Source organism: Paenibacillus sp. FSL E2-0178, from assembly GCF_038593005.1.
In the GTDB taxonomy this organism is placed as follows: Bacteria; Bacillota; Bacilli; order Paenibacillales; family Paenibacillaceae; genus Paenibacillus_AQ; species Paenibacillus_AQ phytohabitans.
Genome location: NZ_CP151953.1, coordinates 367,145 through 388,092 on the forward strand (window position 1 = coordinate 367,145; position 20,948 = coordinate 388,092).

Consider the following 20,948-nt stretch of genomic DNA (forward strand, 5'->3'; position numbering starts at 1 on the left):
TGATAAATTTAGTATGCTAAATATCATTTGGACGACAGGAAGGGATAATTCATGACAGATGCAGTTGATTGTTATATTCGACAGTCGTTAGGTCGGATTTCCTCCAAATGCGTCGGAATTAGTGAGTCTCTAGGGAACTTAATCTCTATGTAGGGCAAGATAATTTGTTGTATTGTCTGTGTGATGGGGTAACCCAGGTGCAACTGTGTGAACACTTTAAATGTGAGCCACCAACGGTAACGAACATGGTTAAATCACTGGAGCAGAACTGTCTGACCGATCTGGAAAAATCAGAACAGATGACTTCGTTGGTTGATTAAAATCATTAAGCTACTAACGGGAACCATAGCTATTGTAGTTGAGACCGCGCTTAACCTTCAAAATTCCTTGGTTTGATGTGCCACTTTATAACTAAGAGATTTAGTGAGCATTGTCGCTGCTTCATTCCCATGCATTTTTAAGGATTCAGCGGCTGGTTCGATGTTTTTCTTATTGAACTCTTCAGGATTAGTAAGAGATGCACATGTAAATGAAGCGACATTAGTGGCTGCAATCTTAAAGGCCAATTTTATAAATTACAATAGAAAAGCCGTAGCTGTTGTTACCTAAATACGGCTCACTTTTTCGATTAGTCCAGGTGTATCATTTGAACAACATTCTCTGCTATACGTTGTTCTGTTAGTTTAGTTTGTTCAGCAGTATGCAGAGTAACTGCTTCATTAATCATGTTGGCATAGATTTGTACGAAAAAAGTACGTTCATCAGAGTATATTTCCTGCATACAAAGATTCAAATAATGCTTTAGTGCAATGACTAATTTTGAAGAGAGTAGAGGAATAATTTTGTTATAGTTACGGCGACATTTCTTTTTGACTTGTTGATGATACTCAAAAGCTGCGAATACTAATTGCATCATATTATCTTTTGTAAATGCACACACACCATGAGTATGTTGTTGAATAAGTTCTTCCGCTGACTTTTTTATAATCTCATCCAACAATTCATATTTATCTTGAAAATGAGCATAGAAAGTTGCCCGATTGATTTGGGCCCGTTCCGTTAAATTTTGTATTGTGATTTTATCAAAATCTTTTTCTTCCATCAGTTCAAAAAGTGACTCAAAAATGGATTCTCTTGTTCGAGTTGTACGAATATTTCTTACTTTAAGTCCCATGGATCTAACTCCTTTTTTTAAACCAACAAATGACTCGCATTGTTGGTTGTTCCTCAATGATGTTCCAGATACAATTGAACTACTAAAGCAACTATTGTTGTAATAGTATAATACTAAGAAGGTGGTTAGTCCATTCAGAAACTTTAAAGTGCAAGGTTAATAGTAAGTCCCGATTTCATCTAACAATGTAATAAAATTTCAAAGTAATTAAAAACCAAATATTGGAGGTATTTTAAATGAAACTTACAGGCAACACGATCTTCATTACAGGTGGCGGCTCAGGAATTGGACGTGCATTGGCAGAAGCCTTACACAAGCTTGGAAACAAAGTAATCATCTCGGGTAGAAGAAAAGAGCGTCTGGAGGAAGTACTTAGTGCTAATCCCGGAATGTCTGCAGTTGAACTGGACATACAGGATCTTTCCAGTATTGAGGCAACCGCTAAGCAACTTATTCGGGACTTCCCTGATTTGAATGTCTTATTTAATAACGCCGGCATCATGCTTTTCGATGAGGCTGTGGGTGTGATTAACGAAGAGGTTCTGGTTTCAACGGTCTCAACAAACTTGCTTGGACCCATTCGAATGACGTCTTCATTAATCGAACATTTGAAGTCTAAAGAAGAAGCTGTGATCATTAATACGACTTCTTCAATCGGGTTTATTCCGTACGCAGCGGCTGCGGTGTATTCGGCGACCAAAGCAGCGCTCCATTCTTATACCTTATCACAACGCTATTTGCTTAAAGATACAACAGTAAAAGTATTAGAAATTATACCACCTGGGGTTCAAACGGAACTCATGACAGATCTCAAAGACGATCCGCATGCGATGCCACTTGAAGCATTTATTGAAGGAACAATAAGATTACTCGGTACGGATGCTGAAGAGGTTCTAGTGGAACAAGCGAAAATGATTCGTGATAATCAAGGCCCGAATGAAGGAGCTTTTGTAACGCAACTTAACGATATGGCGAGCCAAGCACCAACAGACCATTAATTACAGCAGAATAGTAATGACGCTTAACTTCGTGTAACACGGAGGCGGAGGCTTATTATAATGCAAATCGGACGTAAGTGGAATTCCTGCCTCAGTGCCCGATTCCCGGGATACGCGCCGTTTGTTTTTATACATTTGAACACTGGGAGGAATTACAATGCAAACCGTTACATTGAACAATGGTGTGAAAATGCCGATTATCGGCTTTGGTGTCTTTCAAGTGCCGGATGCTGAAGAATGCGAGAACGCCGTATATGACGCGCTGATGGCTGGTTATCGCCTGATCGACACCGCGGCCGGTTACCTCAACGAGGAAGCGGTAGGACGCGCGATCAAGCGTAGCGGCGTACCACGCGCAGAGCTGTTCATCACGACCAAGCTTTGGGTTCAGGATGCCGGTTACGAGAGTGCCAAGCTGGCGTTTGCTAAATCTTTGAATAAGCTGCAGCTCGACTATCTCGATCTATACCTTATTCACCTGCCGTTCGGCGATTACTACGGCGCTTGGCGTGCGATGGAAGACCTGTACCGCGAAGGCAAGATCAAGGCGATCGGAGTCAGCAACTTCCTGCCCGACCGTCTGATGGACCTCATCGTGCATAACGAAATCGTGCCCGCAGTCAACCAGATCGAAACGCACCCGTTCTATCAGCAGACTGAGAACGCCGCTTTTATGAAAGAGCAGAGAGTGCAGCACCAGTCGTGGGCGCCGTTCGCTGAAGGACTGGGCAACATGTTCGGCAACGAAGTGCTGACCTCGATCGCAGAAAAATACAACAAGTCCGTCGCCCAGGTCGTGCTGCGCTGGCTTGTCCAGCGTGAAGTCGTTGTAATTCCAAAATCGGTGAGAAAAGAGCGGATCATCGAGAATATCGACATTTTCGATTTCGAATTGAGTGCAGTTGATATCGAACAAATCTCTACCCTCGATACGCGGGAGAGTTTATTCTTATCCTTCCACGATCCGAAATCTGCCAAGATGCTGGGCACCTCGAGAGTCGAACTGTAATCCTTGATCGAACAGTAAACTCATCACGCGTTTATCCTCATCTATTAGAAAGGACAGGGTGCCCCTGTCCTTTCTTTACTTGAACATCGAATTCTATGCATAGCAAAACTGCTGCTATCTGCAGGTAACACATGGAACCACCGGACCTCTATCCTGCTCGTTCGTATTATGAGATCAACCAGTTCTTTCAGGTTGATCCTTTTTTTATTTGGGCGTGCCCAGAGGCACGCATTATCTAGTTGGTGCAAGTCCAACCAAGAGAGGGGCCAAGGCCACTCTTGTAGCTAGGATGCTTGCGCATGGCGAAATCTGTGTGTAAAAGCGCATCGACAAAAGTACCGGTCAGAGACCGGGAGAGCGACAACCCAGGCCGTAACTTCAAGTGAATCCTGCTGCGTCGTCCAAAAGGCTCTGCGAAGGGGAGAAGAGGATGCCGAGTCTCGCGTATAATGGATGAAGGCCATGAAGCTGTACAGAACTTGGAACAACGGTGAAGAATCCTCCGGCGTAGAGGGAACGGCATGGGTCAAAAGATAATGCAGTGTTACTTACGAGACCCTCCCCCACACGGATTTTTTTTAGGAACCCCTAAAGAGGTGCTCAATAAGTCCAGAAGATGAAATGAACCGTCTGTGGGAAGGGAGTCCGAGGGGCTCATAGTGCGTGCGTGGCAGCACGATCATCAGTTGGGTTAAAGTCCCGCTGAGCACCGGACTAGGGAGCTCATATCCAAACTTGGGGGTAACGCCTCGGGGGCCGGTATTTTTTTTACTGGAGGGCAGGGCGTCTACCGCGAGGCAGAGTCTGAAGGGCTTGAGGAGAAGTACCAGGCCGTAGTGAATCGGGGCTACCCGAACTCGCGAACCGGTCGGCCAAAGATGGGGCAAGGTCGGGTCTGCACTATGGAGACGAAGGCGTTCTAGTCCACCCATCGCACCTAGGTGTGTGCGGGCGGCATGGTACGGAAGATGACGTTGTGACCCACGGAGATCTCGTCGTGTCTGAAACGAGTGCACTTCCAGGACGAGTGGATAAACAAAGTCGAAGCGGTCGGGCCGCGTCTACCGCTTCAAAGAATACGCGGCAGCTTCAGTAACGGATGCTATAAGGAAACCCCGAAGTGCATACCGGACGCACGGCGAGAAGTAGGAGAGCTGCATACTACTTACGAACGGACGAAAAAGTCAACTTGGTGTGACTGCCTTCTGTTCACCCAAAAGGTAAATCAGAAGGGGAAGGCGGCTCGCTTTATGGAGACCGGAGCTGGCATGAGTTTCGCGAGTAAGCGGCAAGGGAGGAATATTTTCTAAGTGAAAGACCCAAAACTTGCAGGCGGAGGATACGAAGCGCATGTAAGCAGAAGGCACAGGACGAAAGGTTCATTCATTAGTCAACAAGGTGTATCACCGAACAAACCTGGAAATGGCATGGGAAACGGTGAGGGCAAACGGAGGTAGTGGTGGAACTGACAAGGTCACCTTCCAGGCCTTCCAAGCTGTAGCCGAAGTGGAGCTAAAGAAGCTGCACGAAGAATTGAAACAAGGGACGTACCGACCGATGCCGGTCAGACGAATTCACATTCCCAAGAAAGGGAAGCCAAACGAGAAGCGTCCGCTCGGCATCCAGGCGATAAGGGACAGAGTCTGCCAGCAAGCGCTGAAAAACAGGCTGGAACCTATCTTCGAACCCTTGTTCAGTGAATGCAGTTTCGGATACCGATCGGGTAGGTCAACGCACCAAGCCATGCGGAAGATTTACCGCGAGATGATGGACGGGTGCGAATGGATTGTGGACGCAGACCTGCGAGATTTCTTTGGGACGGTTCATCACGAACCGCTGGTCGACAGGATTGCGGAGCAAGTAAGCGATGGTAGAATTCTCGAATTGGTCAGACAAATGCTCGAAGCCGGGTACATGGAAGGTGGGAAGAAATACGCGACAGCGAGCGGCACGCCGCAAGGTAGCGTAGTAAGTCCGCTGTTTAGTAACATTTACCTGAATCGGTTCGACCATGAAATGACGGACAGAGGGTACCGACTGACGCGCTTCGCTGACGATTGTGCGCCACGAATGCAAGGCGCGTAAGAGCCAAACAATGCTGAACAGAAGATGAAGGCGGGCCCTTCGGAGCCGCTGTGCAGGCGGAGGCTTCGAACCACCGTAAGCTGTTGTGGTCAAAAGCCGTGGTGGTGAGCGTTAAGGAAAAGGCAGGGCAAAACTCTGTCAGGTGAGTGTTATGGGGGACGAACACAAGTCAATGGCTGATAAAGTGTCGAAAGCGTAGGGATGTCATCAAAACCAGGAGGGAGTCGTTGGCCTGGGAGGAGTCTGGAGGAAACCTGTTTACTGTCCAGATGGTGACAGGCATGAAGGCGGGGTGAACGTAACACAGGCTTTTGTTCGGAACGTGGGAACCTAAAACTCCGATGCGAATGGAAAAATCCAAGCGGTAATCCCGCAAGGATGAAAGTACAAATGCGGAGTATAGGGGCGGAATAGCCCGTAGTAGCGATGACCCCACTGAAAAGGTGGCGGAGCCAAGGGGCTGTGTTATCCCGTTTTGGAAATACGTCAACCGCGAAAGTGGGAGGAACCAATGGACAAAACAAAGTCGTATGAAATCTCAAAGCACACCGTATGGGAAGCGTATGAGCGAGTCAAAGCGAATAAGGGAGCAGCCGGAGTCGATGAGGAGTCGATTCAAAAGTTTGAGGAAAACCTGAAAGACAACCTCTTTAAAATTTGGAATAGAATGTCCTCAGGAAGTTACTTTCCTCCGCCAGTTAAGGCGGTAGAGATACCGAAGAAGAATGGCGGAGTAAGAATATTGGGGATTCCAACGGTCTCCGATCGAATCGCGCAAATGACAGTGAAGTTGTCTTTGAGCCGATCGTGGAACCTATATTTCACACCGACTCCTATGGATAATGACCGGGTAAATCTGCGATTGATGCCGTTCGAGTCACAAGAACCAGATGTTGGCGATATGATTGGGTGTTGGAATTTGACATTAAAGGTCTGTTCGACAACATCAATCATGGGCTGCTTATGAAAGCAGTGAAGAAACATACGGACTGTTGAATTAGGCTGGTCTTATTTATTTACTTAGTACTTCTTCACAAAACCCGTATTTTGTACATATGTCTATAGTTAAGTCGGCCCCTTTGTTTTGTAGTTTGACAACACAAAAACATGTTTGTGAACAAGAACATAGTCCCTTGTGACAATAACTTAGTCCCATTGCCGACAAAGCCCCTATTCTAGCAATAAAAAAACAACTAAATTGGAGTTGTTTTAATAATCATGCTTCTTAATATAAGAACTTACGTAATTAATCAGTTAATAATTTTTTGGATAATTCATGGATATCCTTGCCGGTACATATGATTTCACCATCATACTTGGCTCAAGGCATACAGACATTACACTGTGATCCAAAGACCAGCCATGCAAAATAACTACCGGGAATCCTTCACCTACAATTTTGCAGTTAATGGACAATGAAATACACAGCCTTTCCCGTTGTTGGGTTGATTACGACACTCCATCCATCAAGTCAACAGGCATAACTCTCGCTTGCCCGGAAGAAACAGCTGCTTGGATCACTGCAGCCCTCACTCTCTCGACGACGTTTCTGTCCAGCACTGCAGGAAATGGTGAATCCGATGGTGTCCTTCATCTCCATGAGCGAATGGCCAATCTCCAACAAGCGGTCCCTGTACCAGGCATGTCAATAAAAAATAATGACAAAATCGTAATCTATTTTTAATAAACGGCTTGTAAGCCTTGGAGGAGAAGTGAAATCGCAGTCATTAACAATTAATGTTAATAAATTCTGTGTTAGAGTTGAATCAGACAATTAACCAGACTGCAACAACAGGAGGTAACATATGAATACAACTCACGACACAAGACGTTTCCGCAACTTAAGTATCGTAGTCAGCTTAGGCGTGGTCTTGCTTACTGGCGCAACCGGCTTGACCGGCAGCAGCAGTACAGCATTTGCGGCAACAAGTACATCTGCCTCAGACTCCGCATCTACGAGCGTTGCCGATCAGGTCATTGCAACAGGATTGAAATATCAGGGCGTCCGCTATGAATACGGTGCAGAGTCAGGGGATTCGAGTTCTTTTGACTGCTCTTCATTCACGCAGTTTATTTTCGAACAAAATGGAATCACACTCCCCCGTTCTTCCAAAGACCAGTCTACAACTGGAACATTTGTGCCAAGAAATGAGCTTCAGCCTGGCGATCTTGTATTTTTCTATTCTCCGATTCACCATGTAGCGGTATATATGGGCAACGGTAAAATACTTCATACGTACGGAGAAGATGGAGTGACCATTACTGCTCTGGATACAGGCTGGTGGGATTCACATTATACAACAGCACGCCGCGTATTACCTGCTAACGGACAAGCTGTTTCAGATAGCGGATCTGCTACTCCGGACACACTCTCCCCAACTTCTCCCTCCGCTGATTCGTCTCAGGATCAGACGATCGGTGATGCTTGGGATTGGCTTAACAGTATTGAATAAGCTTCTTAATCATAAGAAAAATGAAGTTATCTTAAACGATGGAGTATGCGGTTTTACTATAATATGAAAACTCCTTAACCGTGTACTTGGTGAGGGAGTTTTTAGTGTGATTATTACAAGCAACGGAGGACCCATGGATTGTGAACGCCACAACCACTATACAATTGAACGGTATCGTTGAATTTGAAAGATTCACCCGTGTATAACGCTGTAAATTCTCAACTCCCGCATCTTTAGTTGTATCCTAAGCGTCAAATGAAACCCCGCGGGTAAACTCATTAATCTCCATAATTCCTGGCTCTGGCTGAAGGATTAGTCTGCCGTTGACTGAAAGGCGGGTGAAGCTGATATTGTTGATCGTCCGTTCTTCATCATAGCCAAAGATTTGGCTTGGAAGACTGGTGTCGCCATTGTAAGTGATATCCTCAAAGCGGATATTCTCGATCCGGAATCCTGGTACGGGATTATAGTCTTTGTTCCATACTACTCTTAGGTCGATGAGACGGCCCAGCTCAATATTCTCGACACGGATGTTGCGGTAGACCACATTCCGGACCGAATTATTATCACCTGCGTTGATAGCCAGCGCTCCCATATAATTCGGCTGCGGTTCATGGTGCTCCAGAATGTCGATGTTCTCAAATAGAATATCTTCAATAATATCTCCATTCTCCCGATGGTTCCCATGGGTTCCGATCATCAGGGGATGAGCGACATCTGCCCATAATACAGAGTTCCGCACGGTAATATGGCTGGTATCACCATAGTAATCCCACCGTGAGCCGTATATGGCTATACAATCATCTGAAGTACGCAGAAACACATCGTCGATATCAATATGCGAGCAAGACATCATATCAATGCCGTCGGACCAGCCCCGGGTACTGAAGGATTTGAAATTCTGGATATGCACATGCTTGGATTGTCCCAAATAAATAGTGTAATGCGGAGGATCCAGCGTAATAATCCCTTCAACCGAGATATTCTCCGAGAAGACGATGCGGATTCCGCGGAATGCCGAGAAGCGGTGATAGTCAGACAAATAAAGAATGCCTCTGCCGCGTATCGAGACATTCTTCACATGGTCACAGACCATTGAACCGACAACAATTGCCCCGCCGGCAATATACACGGTCGTGTCCGAAGGAATCTGCAGCAGCGTCTGCTCCAAATAATGCATCCCCGGAGCGAAATAGATCGTATCCGGCAGGTTGCCCCCTTCCACCTTGGGTGTTGCCAGCAGGCGGTAAATATCCTCCGTACGGTGGATGGCCGGCTTAAGCAGGAGAACATGATCTTGCATCGGGTCCGGCGTAACCGCCTCAATGGGATTTGCGAACAGATGAAGATTGCTGAACCGCTCTCCGTTAATCTCTACCGATAACTTCAGAGGCCGGTCCAAGGTGAAGGAAAGTGTCTTCTCCGTATGTTCAAAAGAAAGGTTCGCTGACAACGGACGAATAACCGCTTCCTGAATGCTCTGCTTCAGGCTCTCAATCCGTACTTCTACCCTTCCGCTCATATCAAAATAGGCCATAGAAGCTTGCCGCACATGGTGCATATCTACTTTAGCCTCGTACACAAACAGCTGTTCCCAAGCTTGTCCTGGATTCCTGACATACACGGCAAAGTCATCTGTGTTAATTGCCCCACCCGGTGCACTATAAACAATCGTCTTATTCATTTTTCCTCCATGTCGATGTTGTAGTTAATGATTAGTAACATTAGTACTCCACAATTTCTTGCTTAAAGACCGTGCAGTTCTCGATAATATACGGCGCTCTTGTATCTTTATTAATAGCGTGAAGCTTTATCCCTTCCAGTGTCAGCCGCTCCACATTACGGATATCCATAAACGCCGCCCGGCTCCAGGTTGGATAATAGTTCTCGGATACTTGTTCCGGATGGTTATACCGCATGTCCCATACCTTGGGATAAGCCGGGGGGATGTCTTCTTTATCAACGCCTCCAATAAAGGTATACGTAACATTCCTTAAGGTTACATCGCGGATGGGATAACTGTCGCAGGCATCAATCCGGATTCCGTTGAAGGATGGAGAGCCCATTACATCGTCAGTGAAACGGTAGTGGGTATGCTGCATCTCCTCGTCGTCCGTCGCCGTAATATCCGCCAGCGTAATCCGCTCCATGGTCCCGATTTCCGGTATAACCTCAAGACCGACCGAAGAACCGATTACGTCCAGCCGGTTGTTCAGGATCATGAAGACCGGACGGGTTACATTCCGCATGACCAGGCCCTGTGCTACAATATCGGTAATGCTGCCGCCTTCTGTGCACTCCAGCTTGATTCCTTCACGCCATACATTCTCAAATGTACAGTTGTGGATGGTGACAGCAGAGATATCGCCTACAGATTTCAGCCCGATGCGGATTCCGGCACAGATAGAAGTGAAATGACAATTGACAATATGCACATTCTTCATCGGATATTCTTTGCTGCTGGCTTGTAAACAAAGATTGTCGTCGGTACCTAGTATTTTGCAATTGGAGATAAACACATTTGTACAACCATCATAATCGAGGCCGTCCCCGTTATATTTTCTGTCATTACGAATGTTCAAATCCTCGCACCATATATTCTCACTGTCCAAAAAAGCCGTTGTCCATGCCGTTGAATTATAGAGCCGCAGTCCCTTGACCTGAATGTTCGTACAGCGCAGAAACCGCATCATCATCGGACGATAAATGCTGCCCTCATTCGGGAAGCTCTCCGCATTGCCGTTTATTTCACCTTGGCCGATTATCCCAATATTCACCGCATCCTCGGCATAAATAAAGCATTTATCCATGTCCTGTTCATTGATGTAACGGTTATAATGCGTTCCGTCCGGGTAGTCACTGATATCCGGATTGGCCAACAGCACAGCAGACGGGTTCACCTGTAAATACACATTGGATTTCAGGAAAATGGTTCCCGAGACAAATGTACCGCCCGCAAGCACCACGGTTCCGCCGCCCGCCTCAAAGCAAACATCAATCGCTTTCTGGATTGCTCCCGTATCTACGGCAATGCCGTCGGCCACAGCGCCATATTCTTTCGGATCAAAACTATCCTTCATCATTCGCTCCTCCAATTATCTTGATGAAAACGATCATTATTCAAGCTCCGTGATAAGTGCTTCTCCGTCCTTTATCTGATTGAAGCCTCTCAGTTCGGCCTTCAATTTGTCCATGGACCGGCCTAGCTCTTCCTTCTTCTCCCCGCTCCAATAACGAATCTGCTCTCTACGTCATGGTTATTCCCGCTTTCAATAATTGGTATGGAGTTCCGTGTTTAAGGGGGCCGCTGCGTACATGGATGTGATCGTGAAAACTTCACTTCCACTACCTGGCCGTCATAATGGAACAGAGATGTTGTTTCCGCACCACGCATCGTTCGTCCCTGCGAGAAGCCGTTCGGATAGTTGTCTCCGTTGAAAGAATCTGCTTCAAGTTCTACCTCCGTTCCCATTGTGCTAAATTGATGCTCTTCATATCGCTTAATTGTATTCCCGAGCGTGTATTAAAAGTTTCTGCAAATTCACCTGAAATGTTTATATTTTGTCATACCTTTACCTGACCGGCAGCCGGTGCGTCAGCACGGGAGCTCATAAAAAAGAGACCAACAGGCTTAATGGCAGCTGATGGCCTCTCCGTTGCTTCAGAAATACACTATTCCTTCTCTTCTTGCCGGACAGATGGTGGTTCGGTGATGTTAATGGACATAGTTTTCAATAAAAAAGACGAGACCTTATTTTCCCGGTCTCGTCCGCGCTAGGATAAAATAATTCGTTATTCGAATTGCAAATTCATTTCTGAATATTCAATTCCTGCTACTTTCCGATTGAAATACTCACCGGAACAGCATCTCACTTGTTCAGCTCTACACTTCTCATAAATTAGAAGCAACTGATTAAGTACAAATATTCTTTGCACAATATGAGCAAGAGAGAACTTAGAATAAGTTACTCTCCATTTCCTTCAAAAGCCGTCTTAATAGTAAGCGCTCTTCGAGTAAAATTGATTTCAGTAATTTCTCTTGCTGCTGCTTCCACTTGACTTCGATTGGTTGTTCTAACTCTTTTCCCTTATCAGTTAAAAAAATTCGCATAACCCTTGCATCTTGTTCATCACGCTTGCGGTATATAAATCCGTTTTGCTCCAGTGACTTAACCATATTGGTAACCGTAGGCGGCTCACATTTCAGATGTTCACTTATTTGCATTTGTGTAATCCCATCGCCTAACCACAAGCGATACAGCAAATTATCCTGGCCAACATAAAGGTTAAGTTCTCTTAGAGATTCACTGTAATCCCGGCGCATTTGCGAAGAAATCCGGTCTAGCGACTGACGGATATCACAATCCACTGTATCATTCATAGTTTACCCTCAACTTGTAAAGTATTTTTAGCGAACTAACTATAACATGGTGAAATTGAGGTGTCTACCGGTGAACGGAGCTTTACGTGGATGGCCTATATTTTACTTGATACCAGCTGCCAGCTCATCAACCACTTCTTGTACCGTTTGGATCTTTGTGATTGGCGTAATTCCAGTACCAACAGTGATAATACCACCTTCGCCAATACCTTCAAGCATACCGATACGGATTACACTAGAGCTACCCCCTACCTTAGCAATTTCTTCACGAGATGCGCCCTGGTTATCCATAGCCACCAATTTTTCAGCAAACGGTGTAGGCAACGAACGGTAGTAAGCAGGTAAAGTACGGTACAACAACAAATCTGCTGCAGATGAATCCACTATCCTTTGCTTTACTGATTGTGCTGCGGGGTTTTCAACAGTAGGAATAAAACGGCTTCCTAAAAAGACACCTTCTGCCCCCAATTCAAAGGCGCTGGCAACACCGCGAGCATCACCTATTCCACCAGCAGCGATCACTGGAATATCAAGCACATCAACGATTATAGGCGTTATTGTAAACGTACCAATAATATTTGTCGGCAATGTTCCACCCTCATCAAACCCGGTAGCAACATAAACATCAACACCCATAGCTTGAGCAGACTTTGCATCTTCGATCGTTGGAGTTAAAGGACGGTAAACAATCTTAATGCCTGCTTCCTTTAGTGGGGTGATTATTTTTTCAGTTAGCGTTCCTTCAACACCATTAAGAAGAATAACTTGCACACCTTCTTCAATGACAACTTCCAAAATGGGCCAAGTATACTTCATATCTGCATCAGTGATTAAAGTTGTACCAAATGGTTTATCCGTCAGTTCCTTTGTCTTCCGGATCTCACGGCGCATACGTTCCGCGGTTTCCTCCGGTGAGGTTGTTATTGTCGTTTGGCCGGCATTAGGACCAAGAATCCCTAACCCCCCCGCATTACTCACGGCAGCAACAAATTCAGCATTCGTAATCCAACTCATTGGTCCTTGTAAAATGGGTTTTTCAATTCCAAGAATCTCTGCTACACGATTGTTCATTAATATTATCCTCTCTTTAGCACCCTATAGTCGCAATACTGTATAGCATAATTGGTCTCCTCTACGGGTTATGCTACAATAATCATTAGCTTGCTAATAATATTTGTATTCGTTAGCAGCCTTGGCAATATCATACGTCCATATGTTTCATTTGCGAAGAAGGCAATTTAAATGAACGTAGTACATATTTTTGTACTTTTAGACTGGGAGCGATATCATGCGGGTATGTAATGAAGGATTTGAAAAAGAGTTTATTGATGAAAAAAGAGATATGTACGCAATAGCCTTTACGCAAAATGTACTTTCGGGGCGATGGAAATACTTCATTATCTGGTATCTGGAAGGGGAAAGACGCCGGTTTACCGAGATCAAAAAATTCCTGGGAGGCTTGTCGCAAGGCTCGCTCACTAAGCAGCTCAAGGAGCTGGAGGACGACGGAATTATTCTGCGCGATGTGTATCCTGAAGTTCCGCCACGGGTCGAATATTCGCTGACAGAGAAAGGAAACAAGCTGCTGCCGGTCCTAAAGAAGATGGAGGAATTCGGTAAAGAATATGGCGAGAAGCCTGAATTAGATGAAGGATAAGGGTAACGGTAAAGGTAAAGGTAAAGGATACCCCCTATTCAGCCAGCACATAAAATCGCGCAATCCAAACCAAACACCTCCAAGATTATCTCCCTTTCTTACGACTGGACAGGGTTCCATTCTCTTGAAGGTGTTTTGATCTGCTCATAATTAGGACCGGCCGGGGTTTGTTAGATGGAACTGATTTTCAGCAAAATTCTTCCCCGTCCATGTCTGGCTTCGCTCTTCTCCAGCGCTTGATCCGCTTGGCTTAATGGGAATATGGAATCAATCTCCGCTTTAATCATACCTTCGGCAATTAATTTCGTTAGATGCTGCAAGTCTTCCCGGTTAGGGGATTTGGTATTGAACTTAGCTGTAACGCCATATTTTTCAGCGTTTTCTTGGGAGGGATCTTGAGTTAAAGAAACCAGGATTCCGTCTTTTTTAAGAACCTGCCAGGATCTCGATTCTGTCTCGCCGCCAACGGAATCAACTACCAGATCTACGTCCTTTGCGATATCTTCGAATTTTGTTGTGGTATAATCGATGACCTGATCAGCCCCCAACGATTTTACGAAGTCCACGTTTGAGGATGAAGCCGTTGCGATCACGGTTGCCCCTTTCCATTTAGCCAACTGAACTGCAAACTGTCCAACACCCCCTGCTGCCGCATGGAGGAGAAGGGTTTGCCCGGACTGGAGCTCACCTTCAGTGAACAAGGCTTTCCAGGCGCTTTCTGCTCCAGCTTTGATCGTTGCAGCATCCTCAAAAGTGAGATTTTCCGGCATCGCCATCAATTCTTGTTCCTTCGCAATTCCATATTCTGCATAAGCGCCTTTGATGCCGCCAAAAACACGGTCTCCGGGCTTAAATTCCGTTACCGTTTGCCCCACCTCTTCGACAACTCCTGAAGCGTAGAAACCAGGGATATAGGGAAAGGTTACAGGAAATACATTTTGAAGCCAACCCTTACGAATTTTAAAATCAAGCGGAATGACCGTAGCATACACGATGCGAACCAGGACTTCATCCGCTTGCGGTTGAGGGCGATCAATGGTGACTAACCTCAAAACATTTGGATCCCCGTATTCGTTGACCTGAACAGCTTGCATAGATTTATTCGACATGTTTATCTCTCCTCCTATATGATTAATAGTTTGGTTTACTTGCATTTATTTTTCAAGATTTGCGGCTATTTTTTTGGCCAAAACTGCAAACTGAACTTTTTCTTCAGCACTCAGATGTTCCGTTGTAATCTCCTCCAGCTTGCGCCAAGCCTGATCGACTCTGGTTTCTATATCACGCCCTTCTTGGGTGAGTGATACTATGGTTACCCGTTTATCCACTTCGGAACGGCTGCAGCTGACGAGACCCGCAGCTTCCAAACGGCGAACGGACTTCGCTATGGTAGAGTGATCAAGCCGCAACGATTTTGTGAGATCATTCTGCGATTGACTGTCCCGGTGCCATAATTGCATCAGCACCAGTTCCTGGCCCGGGTATAAGCCTGCTTCCCGAAGCAGTTGTCCCGCAATCCGGTGATGGGAACGAGCCAGACTGAAGATCGAGAAATTCACGGGGAAATGCGTGACTGCGCTGATTTCATCCTCAATGGTTTCGCTGTTGTCACTAGGCTTCAATAAAGTCATCTCCTTTTATGTGGTCGACAACATATCTGCACACCTACAGTAACATTTAAATATGTGGTCGTCAACATAAATTCAATCAGACAAATTAAAAACAGAACCCTTAAAGTGCTCTAAGGGTTCTGTTTATTAAATTATTTATTTGATATATTTACTTTTATACTTATCAAGAAGCATTCCGGCTTTGTCCAATTGCTTAGCACCTTCTATAACCTTCTTGTTACCCGTTTCGAATTTGGAATAATTTATTTTGGTCGTCTTCAGGCTATCCCGCATTATAGTGAACCCTTCCAGCTGGAGTTTTGCTCCTGCCAGACAGTAGTTATGTATTTCTTTCAACTCTGCATTATTGGCTTTGAGGTTTTTCAAGCCGGATACAAACTTAGTATAATTGGGCAATACAGTATTGTTTAAAGTAAGAAAGAGTGACTTTCTTGTTGAATCGTTCAGGTGTCTATTTTGAATAAACGTATCTATGGCTTTATTTTCATAGCTTGCTATTGGCTGCAACTGTTCATTATAATCTTCCAAATCCCGTAACATGATTTCTTCGCGGGTAGGTTCCTTTATCACTACCGGCTTTGTTGGCTCAGAAGCTGGTTCAGGAATGACTGTATACTCATCCACCACTTGAACAGTGAATACATAAGGTTCAAACTTTTCTCCAATATTGACAGTTAAGGTAGCAATCCCTTTATTTATTGCATGAAGTTCAGAAACCCAATTCGTTTTCCGTACGACCTTGACAACATTATCATCTGAAGAGATTGGAGTGAAGTCATGTTCCGTAACGTCTGCATCGGTCCAGTCAGTGATGGCTATTTCGTATGACTTCCACTCTCCAACTTTAATCTCAGCAGGTTTGGTCACTTTGACAATGTCGGTGATGTTCCGTGCAGCCGCATGAATACTACCACTCCCGGATACAACCGATACTATAATTGCTAGCATTAACGAATAAATCAAACTCTTTCGTTTCATATAACCTTATTCCCCGCTTAATTATTAATAGTAAAGCATCTACCAATTTTGCTAGAACATTTTCTGAATAGGTTGCAGGTAGCAAACAGCAAAGTGCTTTCCTCTGATATTATATAACTTAGCAGGTAAAATTGTCCTGTGTTTTTTGTTGCTGCCCCATTAAGGTTCTTAATTATCAACCTCATAAAGGATCGATTTTGAGACCGGGTCCATTCTTATCCACTCACACAAATAGCCGGCCGCCAGGAATCTGCTGGCAGCCGGCTATTCAGCTTGTTATTTAATACAATTATATATAATCTGTGCTGCCTCTGCCCGGGTCGCGGCAGCCCCTGGACTCAGCTCTTTGCCCAAGCCCGTGAGTATTCCCGCTTCCACAAACTGCTTCATGGCTGTCTGGGCATATCCGGCTACTGCACTGACATCTGTAAAGCTGTCGTAGCTCTGAACGTTGCTGCCATCCGGCAGACGGTTCAGCTGCTTCATGATATTGTACAGAATTACCGATGCCTCTTGTCTGCTGATGACGGCCTCCGGCATAAAGGAGTTGCCGCCCACACCGGAAATCAAGCCCAGTTTCTTGGCTGTACCGAGATAGCTTGTGTAGTATTTATTCCCTACATCTGTAAAGTTATCGGCGCTATCTGCATCAGGCTTAATGCCGAAAGCATTCATGACCATCATCAGAAAGTCAGCCCGCTTCACCTGGGCCTCGGGTGCAAACACAGAGCTGCTTACCCCCTTAACCACCTCTCTCGCTGCCAAGTAATCGACAGCGCTGGAATACCAGTTGCCCGGTGCAACATCATTGAATTTGATTTCGTTATACCCTACAGCATAATTTGAAAAATGGGCGGTCTGGAAATTAACCTTTCCGGCTGCAGCATCGTAGCCGCCATTAACCAGCTGAAGGTTTCCTGTCTGATCGATATAATACACTACAATGGCATTTGATTTTTCCGTTGCTTTTGGCGTATAAGGTACACTGATCTTAACTGTTTCACCGTTGAATGTTGTAACTTCAGCATTTCCGGCTGTTACAGAGAAGTCTACAACCGGCCTGTCTCCAAGCTTACTCCGGGCTTTGTCCGGCAAGCTTGATGAAGCAAGCTTCTTAATGCTGATTGTGCTATCTGCTGCTGCACTTCCAATTGCAGCTACTGCTTTAGACGTAAAGGTAATATCAGCAATGCCTGTATTCAGCTTCAGCTCTGCCCCGGCGGCTTCCATTAACTGCTTGAGAGCATCCGTAGCTATAACTACATCAACAGATGATTGGCCTGTTTCCGGATTCATCTGAATCTCCATGACAACCTTTTGACCGGCCGCTACGGCTTGCTTGACCTTGCCGACCAGATCACTGATTATAGTGGAATTCAGCTTGACGATGGCAGATCCTGCTTCCTTGCCTGCCGTTGCTTGGATCTTCACACTATAAGTAGTGCTGCCGTCAGCAGCGGTGCCCGAGGTCACGGCCACCGGAATTGCCGCCGGAGTACTGGTTGCAGTACTGACGCCCCCTGTTGAAGCCAACCCGTTATCTTCACTAGCAGCTGTTGGACTTGGTGTTGGTATTGGTGTCACCGTTGGTATCGCCGTTGGTGATGATGTAGGTGTAGGTGTAGGCGTAGGTGTTGGTTCTACTGGAATGTCACCAGTCTTAACCAGCACAATATCATCATAAGAGCCCCAGTCCTTCGCATTCCCCTCAAGGGAAATCCCGATCTTCAGTATTCCATCCGTAACCTTGATATTCCCAACAACCGCTTGGTTCCATACATTCCAGCCTTTGTTCGCGAAGCTTGAGCTCAGTAGGGTCTTCCCGCCATTCAAGGCATACAGCTGATTCTTCGTCTCATCCCCGGCGCCCTGCGACCAGGCCGTCAGCGTGTAGATTCCATTCTCCAGAGCGGTAAGCGTCTGATAGGCGTCCAGTGTAAAGGCGGAATCCTTCCAGAATCCCAGTGATCTTGCACCGGTACGGCCATCCGAACTCGCGGTCAGGGCAGCAGGGTCAGGAATGGTCCAGCCATCAGGCAGACCCGCTTCATTCACCTGCTCAAAGCCGGAGTTAACCACAGGGTTCGAATCCACCGTGAAGTGGAGGGTGTAGGTTCTCACTACCTCTCCCTTGACAACAACGGTTGCACTTCCAGGCAGCGCAGCCGTTTGTGTAATTTCTGCCGATATGCCTTGTTCTGCAACCGCCTCAACCGCTGGCAATGCAGTCGTACCATACGGTAGAACTACACTGTAGTCCTGAACGGCCGGATCAAATCCGCTAACCGTAGCGCCGTTCACCCTCAAATCCAGCAGCTTGCTGGTATCCTTCTTAATCAGCTCGAAATCGTCAATATTCCCCCACTCTCCATCAGCAAGCTTAAGATGAGCGCCCAGGGTCAAGGTTCCATCCGTAACTTCAATTTGATCCAGAACCGGCTTACTCCATTTCTGCCATCCTGTATTTGTAAACTGCTGTGTTCTGCTGCCGGCAAAAATTTCTGAAATCTCTTCACCGCCCCCGCCGGATACCCAGGCCGACAAAGTGTACGTTCCATTCTCCAGACCGGTGATCGTCTGCGAAGTCCTGAATTCAGCAGGAGTCGTACTATAGTAATGCAGGGCGGACGACCCCGAATGTGCATCTTTTTCAATATTGACTGCACTTGTATCTCCCGAAAGCTCCCATGCGTTCAATTCATCTTCAAACCCGGGATTCTGTATCAGATTTGAACTTGGAATTACGGTGATCTCGCTGAATGCGGAGAATCCTCCGTCATAGGTAACTGCAGTCACGGTGGCACTTCCGGCTGAAACCCCGGAAAGTATTCCACTATAAGGATCTACTTTAACAACCTCCGGCTTAGAGCTTGTAAAGCTCACTCCTTTATAGGTTGCATTCAACGGATCGAAAATGGCAGTTAATTTATCCGTCCCGCCTACTTCAATAGCGGTTACAGGCTTATCTAAGGACACCGCGGTAACCGGATGGCGGTTGATTTCGGCTGCACCGTCGATGAAGGCATCCATAGCCAATGTCGGTGAGCCGTCAATATTCCATGCCGATAACGGATAGCCGAACAATACACCGGTAGGCTCCCAATAAAAGATACCGGTTCCCCTATTGTCCGGAACAGCCTTCAGTTTATTCTGAACGGCCACGAGCATATTGTATACGCTATCAACATCGTCTGAAACATTACCTCCAACCTCAACGATCATCACTTCTTTGCCATATTTAGCTTCCAGCGCATTCATATTGTTGCTGAGATCGTTAATGGTAGAGGTGAAAATGGCATCAGGATAATAAGATAAGCCGATGATATCGTAATCCGTATCCTTAAGACCTGCCGCTGTCAGACCGGCAAAAAATGGCCCAACCCCTGCTTCAGCTCCGCTGGCCCGATGGATGATGACCTTAATATCCGGGAACACCGCCTTGGCAGCATGTGAGCCGGCCTGAATCAACTGAACGAGGTTGGTTGTATTACTGTAGCTTCCTAAAGGATGCAGCATTCCATTATTAATCTCATTTCCGATCTGCACCCATTCCGGTGTTACATTTGCATCTTTGAGCGCCTGCATCACTTCCGTAGTGTACTGCGAGACATGCGCCTTCAGCTGTTCTATATTGTCATCCTTCCAGGCTTGAGGGGTAACCTGTTGACCAGGGTCAGCCCAGCTGTCGCTGTAGTGCAAATCGATCATCACACGGAACCCGTAGGCACTTACCCGGGAAGCCAGTGCAACAACCTCTTGTGTGCTGTTATGACCACTGGCCGGATCATCCGACGGGTTAACCCAGGCCCTGATTCTGATGGAATCGATGCCGTGCTCCTTAAGTATTTGTAAAAGATCCTCCTCTTGGCCATTATCATTATAGAATTTATAGCCTAAAGCCTCCATTTGCGGCAGCCAGCTGATATCTGCACCTTTGGAAAAGCCTCCGGAAACCGATGAAGCGTTTACATTAGCGGGCAAACCAATTGATGCTGCCGACAGAATCATCGCCCATGTAAGAATGATTACAACAACTCTTTTGCTGATTCTCATAGCTTAACCTCCATTATTTATTTAATAACTGCAGTTTCCAGCCTTTAACATCCTTATTGTAAAGAATTAAAGATCAGGTGTGGATGGAGCAGATCAACTATAAGTAATACTTCTGCAACAAACTAAAAAAAATTATTAATCCAAAGCTCTCTTTAATTAAATTAATAAATTCGATTACATATTGTAGAGATTCCTGTTTCTGTATGGGTATTAAACTTCGCTATTGCATAATTATCATTTTTTAAATTTATTGCATTAATTGTGATTCTTATCACAGTTGATATTCAATTTCCAAAATATAATAAAAACACTATAATTACATTATTTTCATATATATCCATTTCGGGGGTCTGTGAACAAGAGTGTAGTTGTAAATTTCATGAAAGGGGTTTTGCCGTCTCCACACACTCTCCCTCCGTACATTTAAGGTTGTTCGCCGCCTAAGTCCTTGCACCCCAGATCGCAGCTTGAGTACACAGGCTAGATAAAAGGATGTCTACAAGAACCCGGCATAACTTAAAACCAACCA

At 45.7% G+C, this 20,948-nt stretch carries 14 protein-coding genes and 1 pseudogene; 6 read left to right on the forward strand and 9 right to left on the reverse strand.

Annotated features, from left to right (window positions below; translation table 11 throughout):
- Positions 1 to 628: 628 nt before the first annotated feature.
- Positions 629 to 1,174, reverse strand: a complete 546-nt coding sequence (locus tag MHI42_RS01570; RefSeq protein WP_342422496.1) for a TetR family transcriptional regulator — start codon at positions 1,172 to 1,174, stop codon at positions 629 to 631.
- Positions 1,175 to 1,410: 236 nt separating this feature from the next.
- Here MHI42_RS01570 and MHI42_RS01575 point away from each other — a divergent pair, with 236 nt between their 5' ends.
- The 5 genes and pseudogenes from MHI42_RS01575 to MHI42_RS01595 form a co-directional block, all read left to right on the forward strand.
- Positions 1,411 to 2,172 (forward strand): SDR family NAD(P)-dependent oxidoreductase, encoded by a 762-nt coding sequence (locus MHI42_RS01575; RefSeq protein ID WP_342422497.1) that lies wholly within the window; start codon positions 1,411 to 1,413, stop codon positions 2,170 to 2,172.
- A gap of 157 nt (positions 2,173 to 2,329) precedes the next feature.
- Positions 2,330 to 3,181, forward strand: a complete 852-nt coding sequence (locus MHI42_RS01580; protein ID WP_342422498.1) for an aldo/keto reductase — start codon at positions 2,330 to 2,332, stop codon at positions 3,179 to 3,181.
- Positions 3,182 to 4,603: 1,422 nt separating this feature from the next.
- Positions 4,604 to 5,266: a reverse transcriptase domain-containing protein gene (locus tag MHI42_RS01585; protein WP_342422499.1), complete on the forward strand. Its 663-nt coding sequence runs from the start codon at positions 4,604 to 4,606 to the stop codon at positions 5,264 to 5,266.
- Positions 5,267 to 5,777: 511 nt separating this feature from the next.
- A complete protein-coding gene (locus tag MHI42_RS01590) occupies positions 5,778 to 6,233 on the forward strand; it encodes a hypothetical protein (RefSeq protein WP_342422500.1) in 456 nt (151 codons plus the stop codon).
- Between the two features lie 838 nt (positions 6,234 to 7,071).
- Positions 7,072 to 7,584, forward strand: a pseudogene (locus MHI42_RS01595) (C40 family peptidase); the annotation flags it as partial.
- Between the two features lie 379 nt (positions 7,585 to 7,963).
- On the opposite strand, the gene MHI42_RS01600 reads toward MHI42_RS01595, so the two are convergent.
- The 4 genes from MHI42_RS01600 to MHI42_RS01615 form a co-directional block, all read right to left on the reverse strand.
- The gene (locus MHI42_RS01600; protein ID WP_342422501.1) at positions 7,964 to 9,403 is read right to left on the reverse strand and encodes a glycosyl hydrolase family 28 protein; all 1,440 of its coding nucleotides are present in this window, start codon (positions 9,401 to 9,403) and stop codon (positions 7,964 to 7,966) included.
- A gap of 40 nt (positions 9,404 to 9,443) precedes the next feature.
- Positions 9,444 to 10,802 (reverse strand): glycosyl hydrolase family 28 protein, encoded by a 1,359-nt coding sequence (locus MHI42_RS01605; protein WP_342422502.1) that lies wholly within the window; start codon positions 10,800 to 10,802, stop codon positions 9,444 to 9,446.
- Between the two features lie 872 nt (positions 10,803 to 11,674).
- Positions 11,675 to 12,100, reverse strand: coding sequence for a MarR family transcriptional regulator (locus MHI42_RS01610; RefSeq protein ID WP_342422503.1), 426 nt, complete (start codon positions 12,098 to 12,100; stop codon positions 11,675 to 11,677).
- A gap of 102 nt (positions 12,101 to 12,202) precedes the next feature.
- Positions 12,203 to 13,171 carry a nitronate monooxygenase gene (locus MHI42_RS01615; RefSeq protein WP_342422504.1) on the reverse strand — a complete coding sequence of 323 codons (969 nt, stop codon included), beginning with the start codon at positions 13,169 to 13,171 and terminating at the stop codon, positions 12,203 to 12,205.
- A gap of 217 nt (positions 13,172 to 13,388) precedes the next feature.
- Here MHI42_RS01615 and MHI42_RS01620 point away from each other — a divergent pair, with 217 nt between their 5' ends.
- On the forward strand, positions 13,389 to 13,757 hold the full coding sequence (locus tag MHI42_RS01620) for a helix-turn-helix domain-containing protein (protein WP_081970015.1): 369 nt from the start codon (positions 13,389 to 13,391) through the stop codon (positions 13,755 to 13,757).
- 170 nt (positions 13,758 to 13,927) lie between these two features.
- Here MHI42_RS01620 and MHI42_RS01625 read toward each other — a convergent pair whose 3' ends face one another.
- The 4 genes from MHI42_RS01625 to MHI42_RS01640 all read right to left on the reverse strand — a co-directional run bounded on the left by MHI42_RS01625 (position 13,928) and on the right by MHI42_RS01640 (position 20,419).
- A complete protein-coding gene (locus MHI42_RS01625; protein ID WP_342422505.1) occupies positions 13,928 to 14,866 on the reverse strand; it encodes an NADP-dependent oxidoreductase in 939 nt (312 codons plus the stop codon).
- 45 nt (positions 14,867 to 14,911) lie between these two features.
- The gene (locus tag MHI42_RS01630) at positions 14,912 to 15,379 is read right to left on the reverse strand and encodes a MarR family winged helix-turn-helix transcriptional regulator (RefSeq protein ID WP_342422506.1); all 468 of its coding nucleotides are present in this window, start codon (positions 15,377 to 15,379) and stop codon (positions 14,912 to 14,914) included.
- Between the two features lie 144 nt (positions 15,380 to 15,523).
- On the reverse strand, positions 15,524 to 16,366 hold the full coding sequence (locus tag MHI42_RS01635) for a hypothetical protein (RefSeq protein WP_342422507.1): 843 nt from the start codon (positions 16,364 to 16,366) through the stop codon (positions 15,524 to 15,526).
- 276 nt (positions 16,367 to 16,642) lie between these two features.
- Positions 16,643 to 20,419 carry a glycosyl hydrolase 53 family protein gene (locus MHI42_RS01640; RefSeq protein ID WP_342422508.1) on the reverse strand — a complete coding sequence of 1,259 codons (3,777 nt, stop codon included), beginning with the start codon at positions 20,417 to 20,419 and terminating at the stop codon, positions 16,643 to 16,645.
- Positions 20,420 to 20,948 lie beyond the last annotated feature (529 nt).

Coding starts and splice junctions, on each gene's coding strand:
- MHI42_RS01570 (WP_342422496.1), bottom strand. CDS start 1,174: ATGGGACTTAAAGTAAGAAATATTCGTACAACTCGAACAAGAGAATCC.
- MHI42_RS01575 (WP_342422497.1), top strand. CDS start 1,411: ATGAAACTTACAGGCAACACGATCTTCATTACAGGTGGCGGCTCAGGA.
- MHI42_RS01580 (WP_342422498.1), top strand. CDS start 2,330: ATGCAAACCGTTACATTGAACAATGGTGTGAAAATGCCGATTATCGGC.
- MHI42_RS01585 (WP_342422499.1), top strand. CDS start 4,604: ATGGCATGGGAAACGGTGAGGGCAAACGGAGGTAGTGGTGGAACTGAC.
- MHI42_RS01590 (WP_342422500.1), top strand. CDS start 5,778: ATGGACAAAACAAAGTCGTATGAAATCTCAAAGCACACCGTATGGGAA.
- MHI42_RS01600 (WP_342422501.1), bottom strand. CDS start 9,403: ATGAATAAGACGATTGTTTATAGTGCACCGGGTGGGGCAATTAACACA.
- MHI42_RS01605 (WP_342422502.1), bottom strand. CDS start 10,802: ATGATGAAGGATAGTTTTGATCCGAAAGAATATGGCGCTGTGGCCGAC.
- MHI42_RS01610 (WP_342422503.1), bottom strand. CDS start 12,100: ATGAATGATACAGTGGATTGTGATATCCGTCAGTCGCTAGACCGGATT.
- MHI42_RS01615 (WP_342422504.1), bottom strand. CDS start 13,171: ATGAACAATCGTGTAGCAGAGATTCTTGGAATTGAAAAACCCATTTTA.
- MHI42_RS01620 (WP_081970015.1), top strand. CDS start 13,389: ATGCGGGTATGTAATGAAGGATTTGAAAAAGAGTTTATTGATGAAAAA.
- MHI42_RS01625 (WP_342422505.1), bottom strand. CDS start 14,866: ATGTCGAATAAATCTATGCAAGCTGTTCAGGTCAACGAATACGGGGAT.
- MHI42_RS01635 (WP_342422507.1), bottom strand. CDS start 16,366: ATGAAACGAAAGAGTTTGATTTATTCGTTAATGCTAGCAATTATAGTA.
- MHI42_RS01640 (WP_342422508.1), bottom strand. CDS start 20,419: ATGAGAATCAGCAAAAGAGTTGTTGTAATCATTCTTACATGGGCGATG.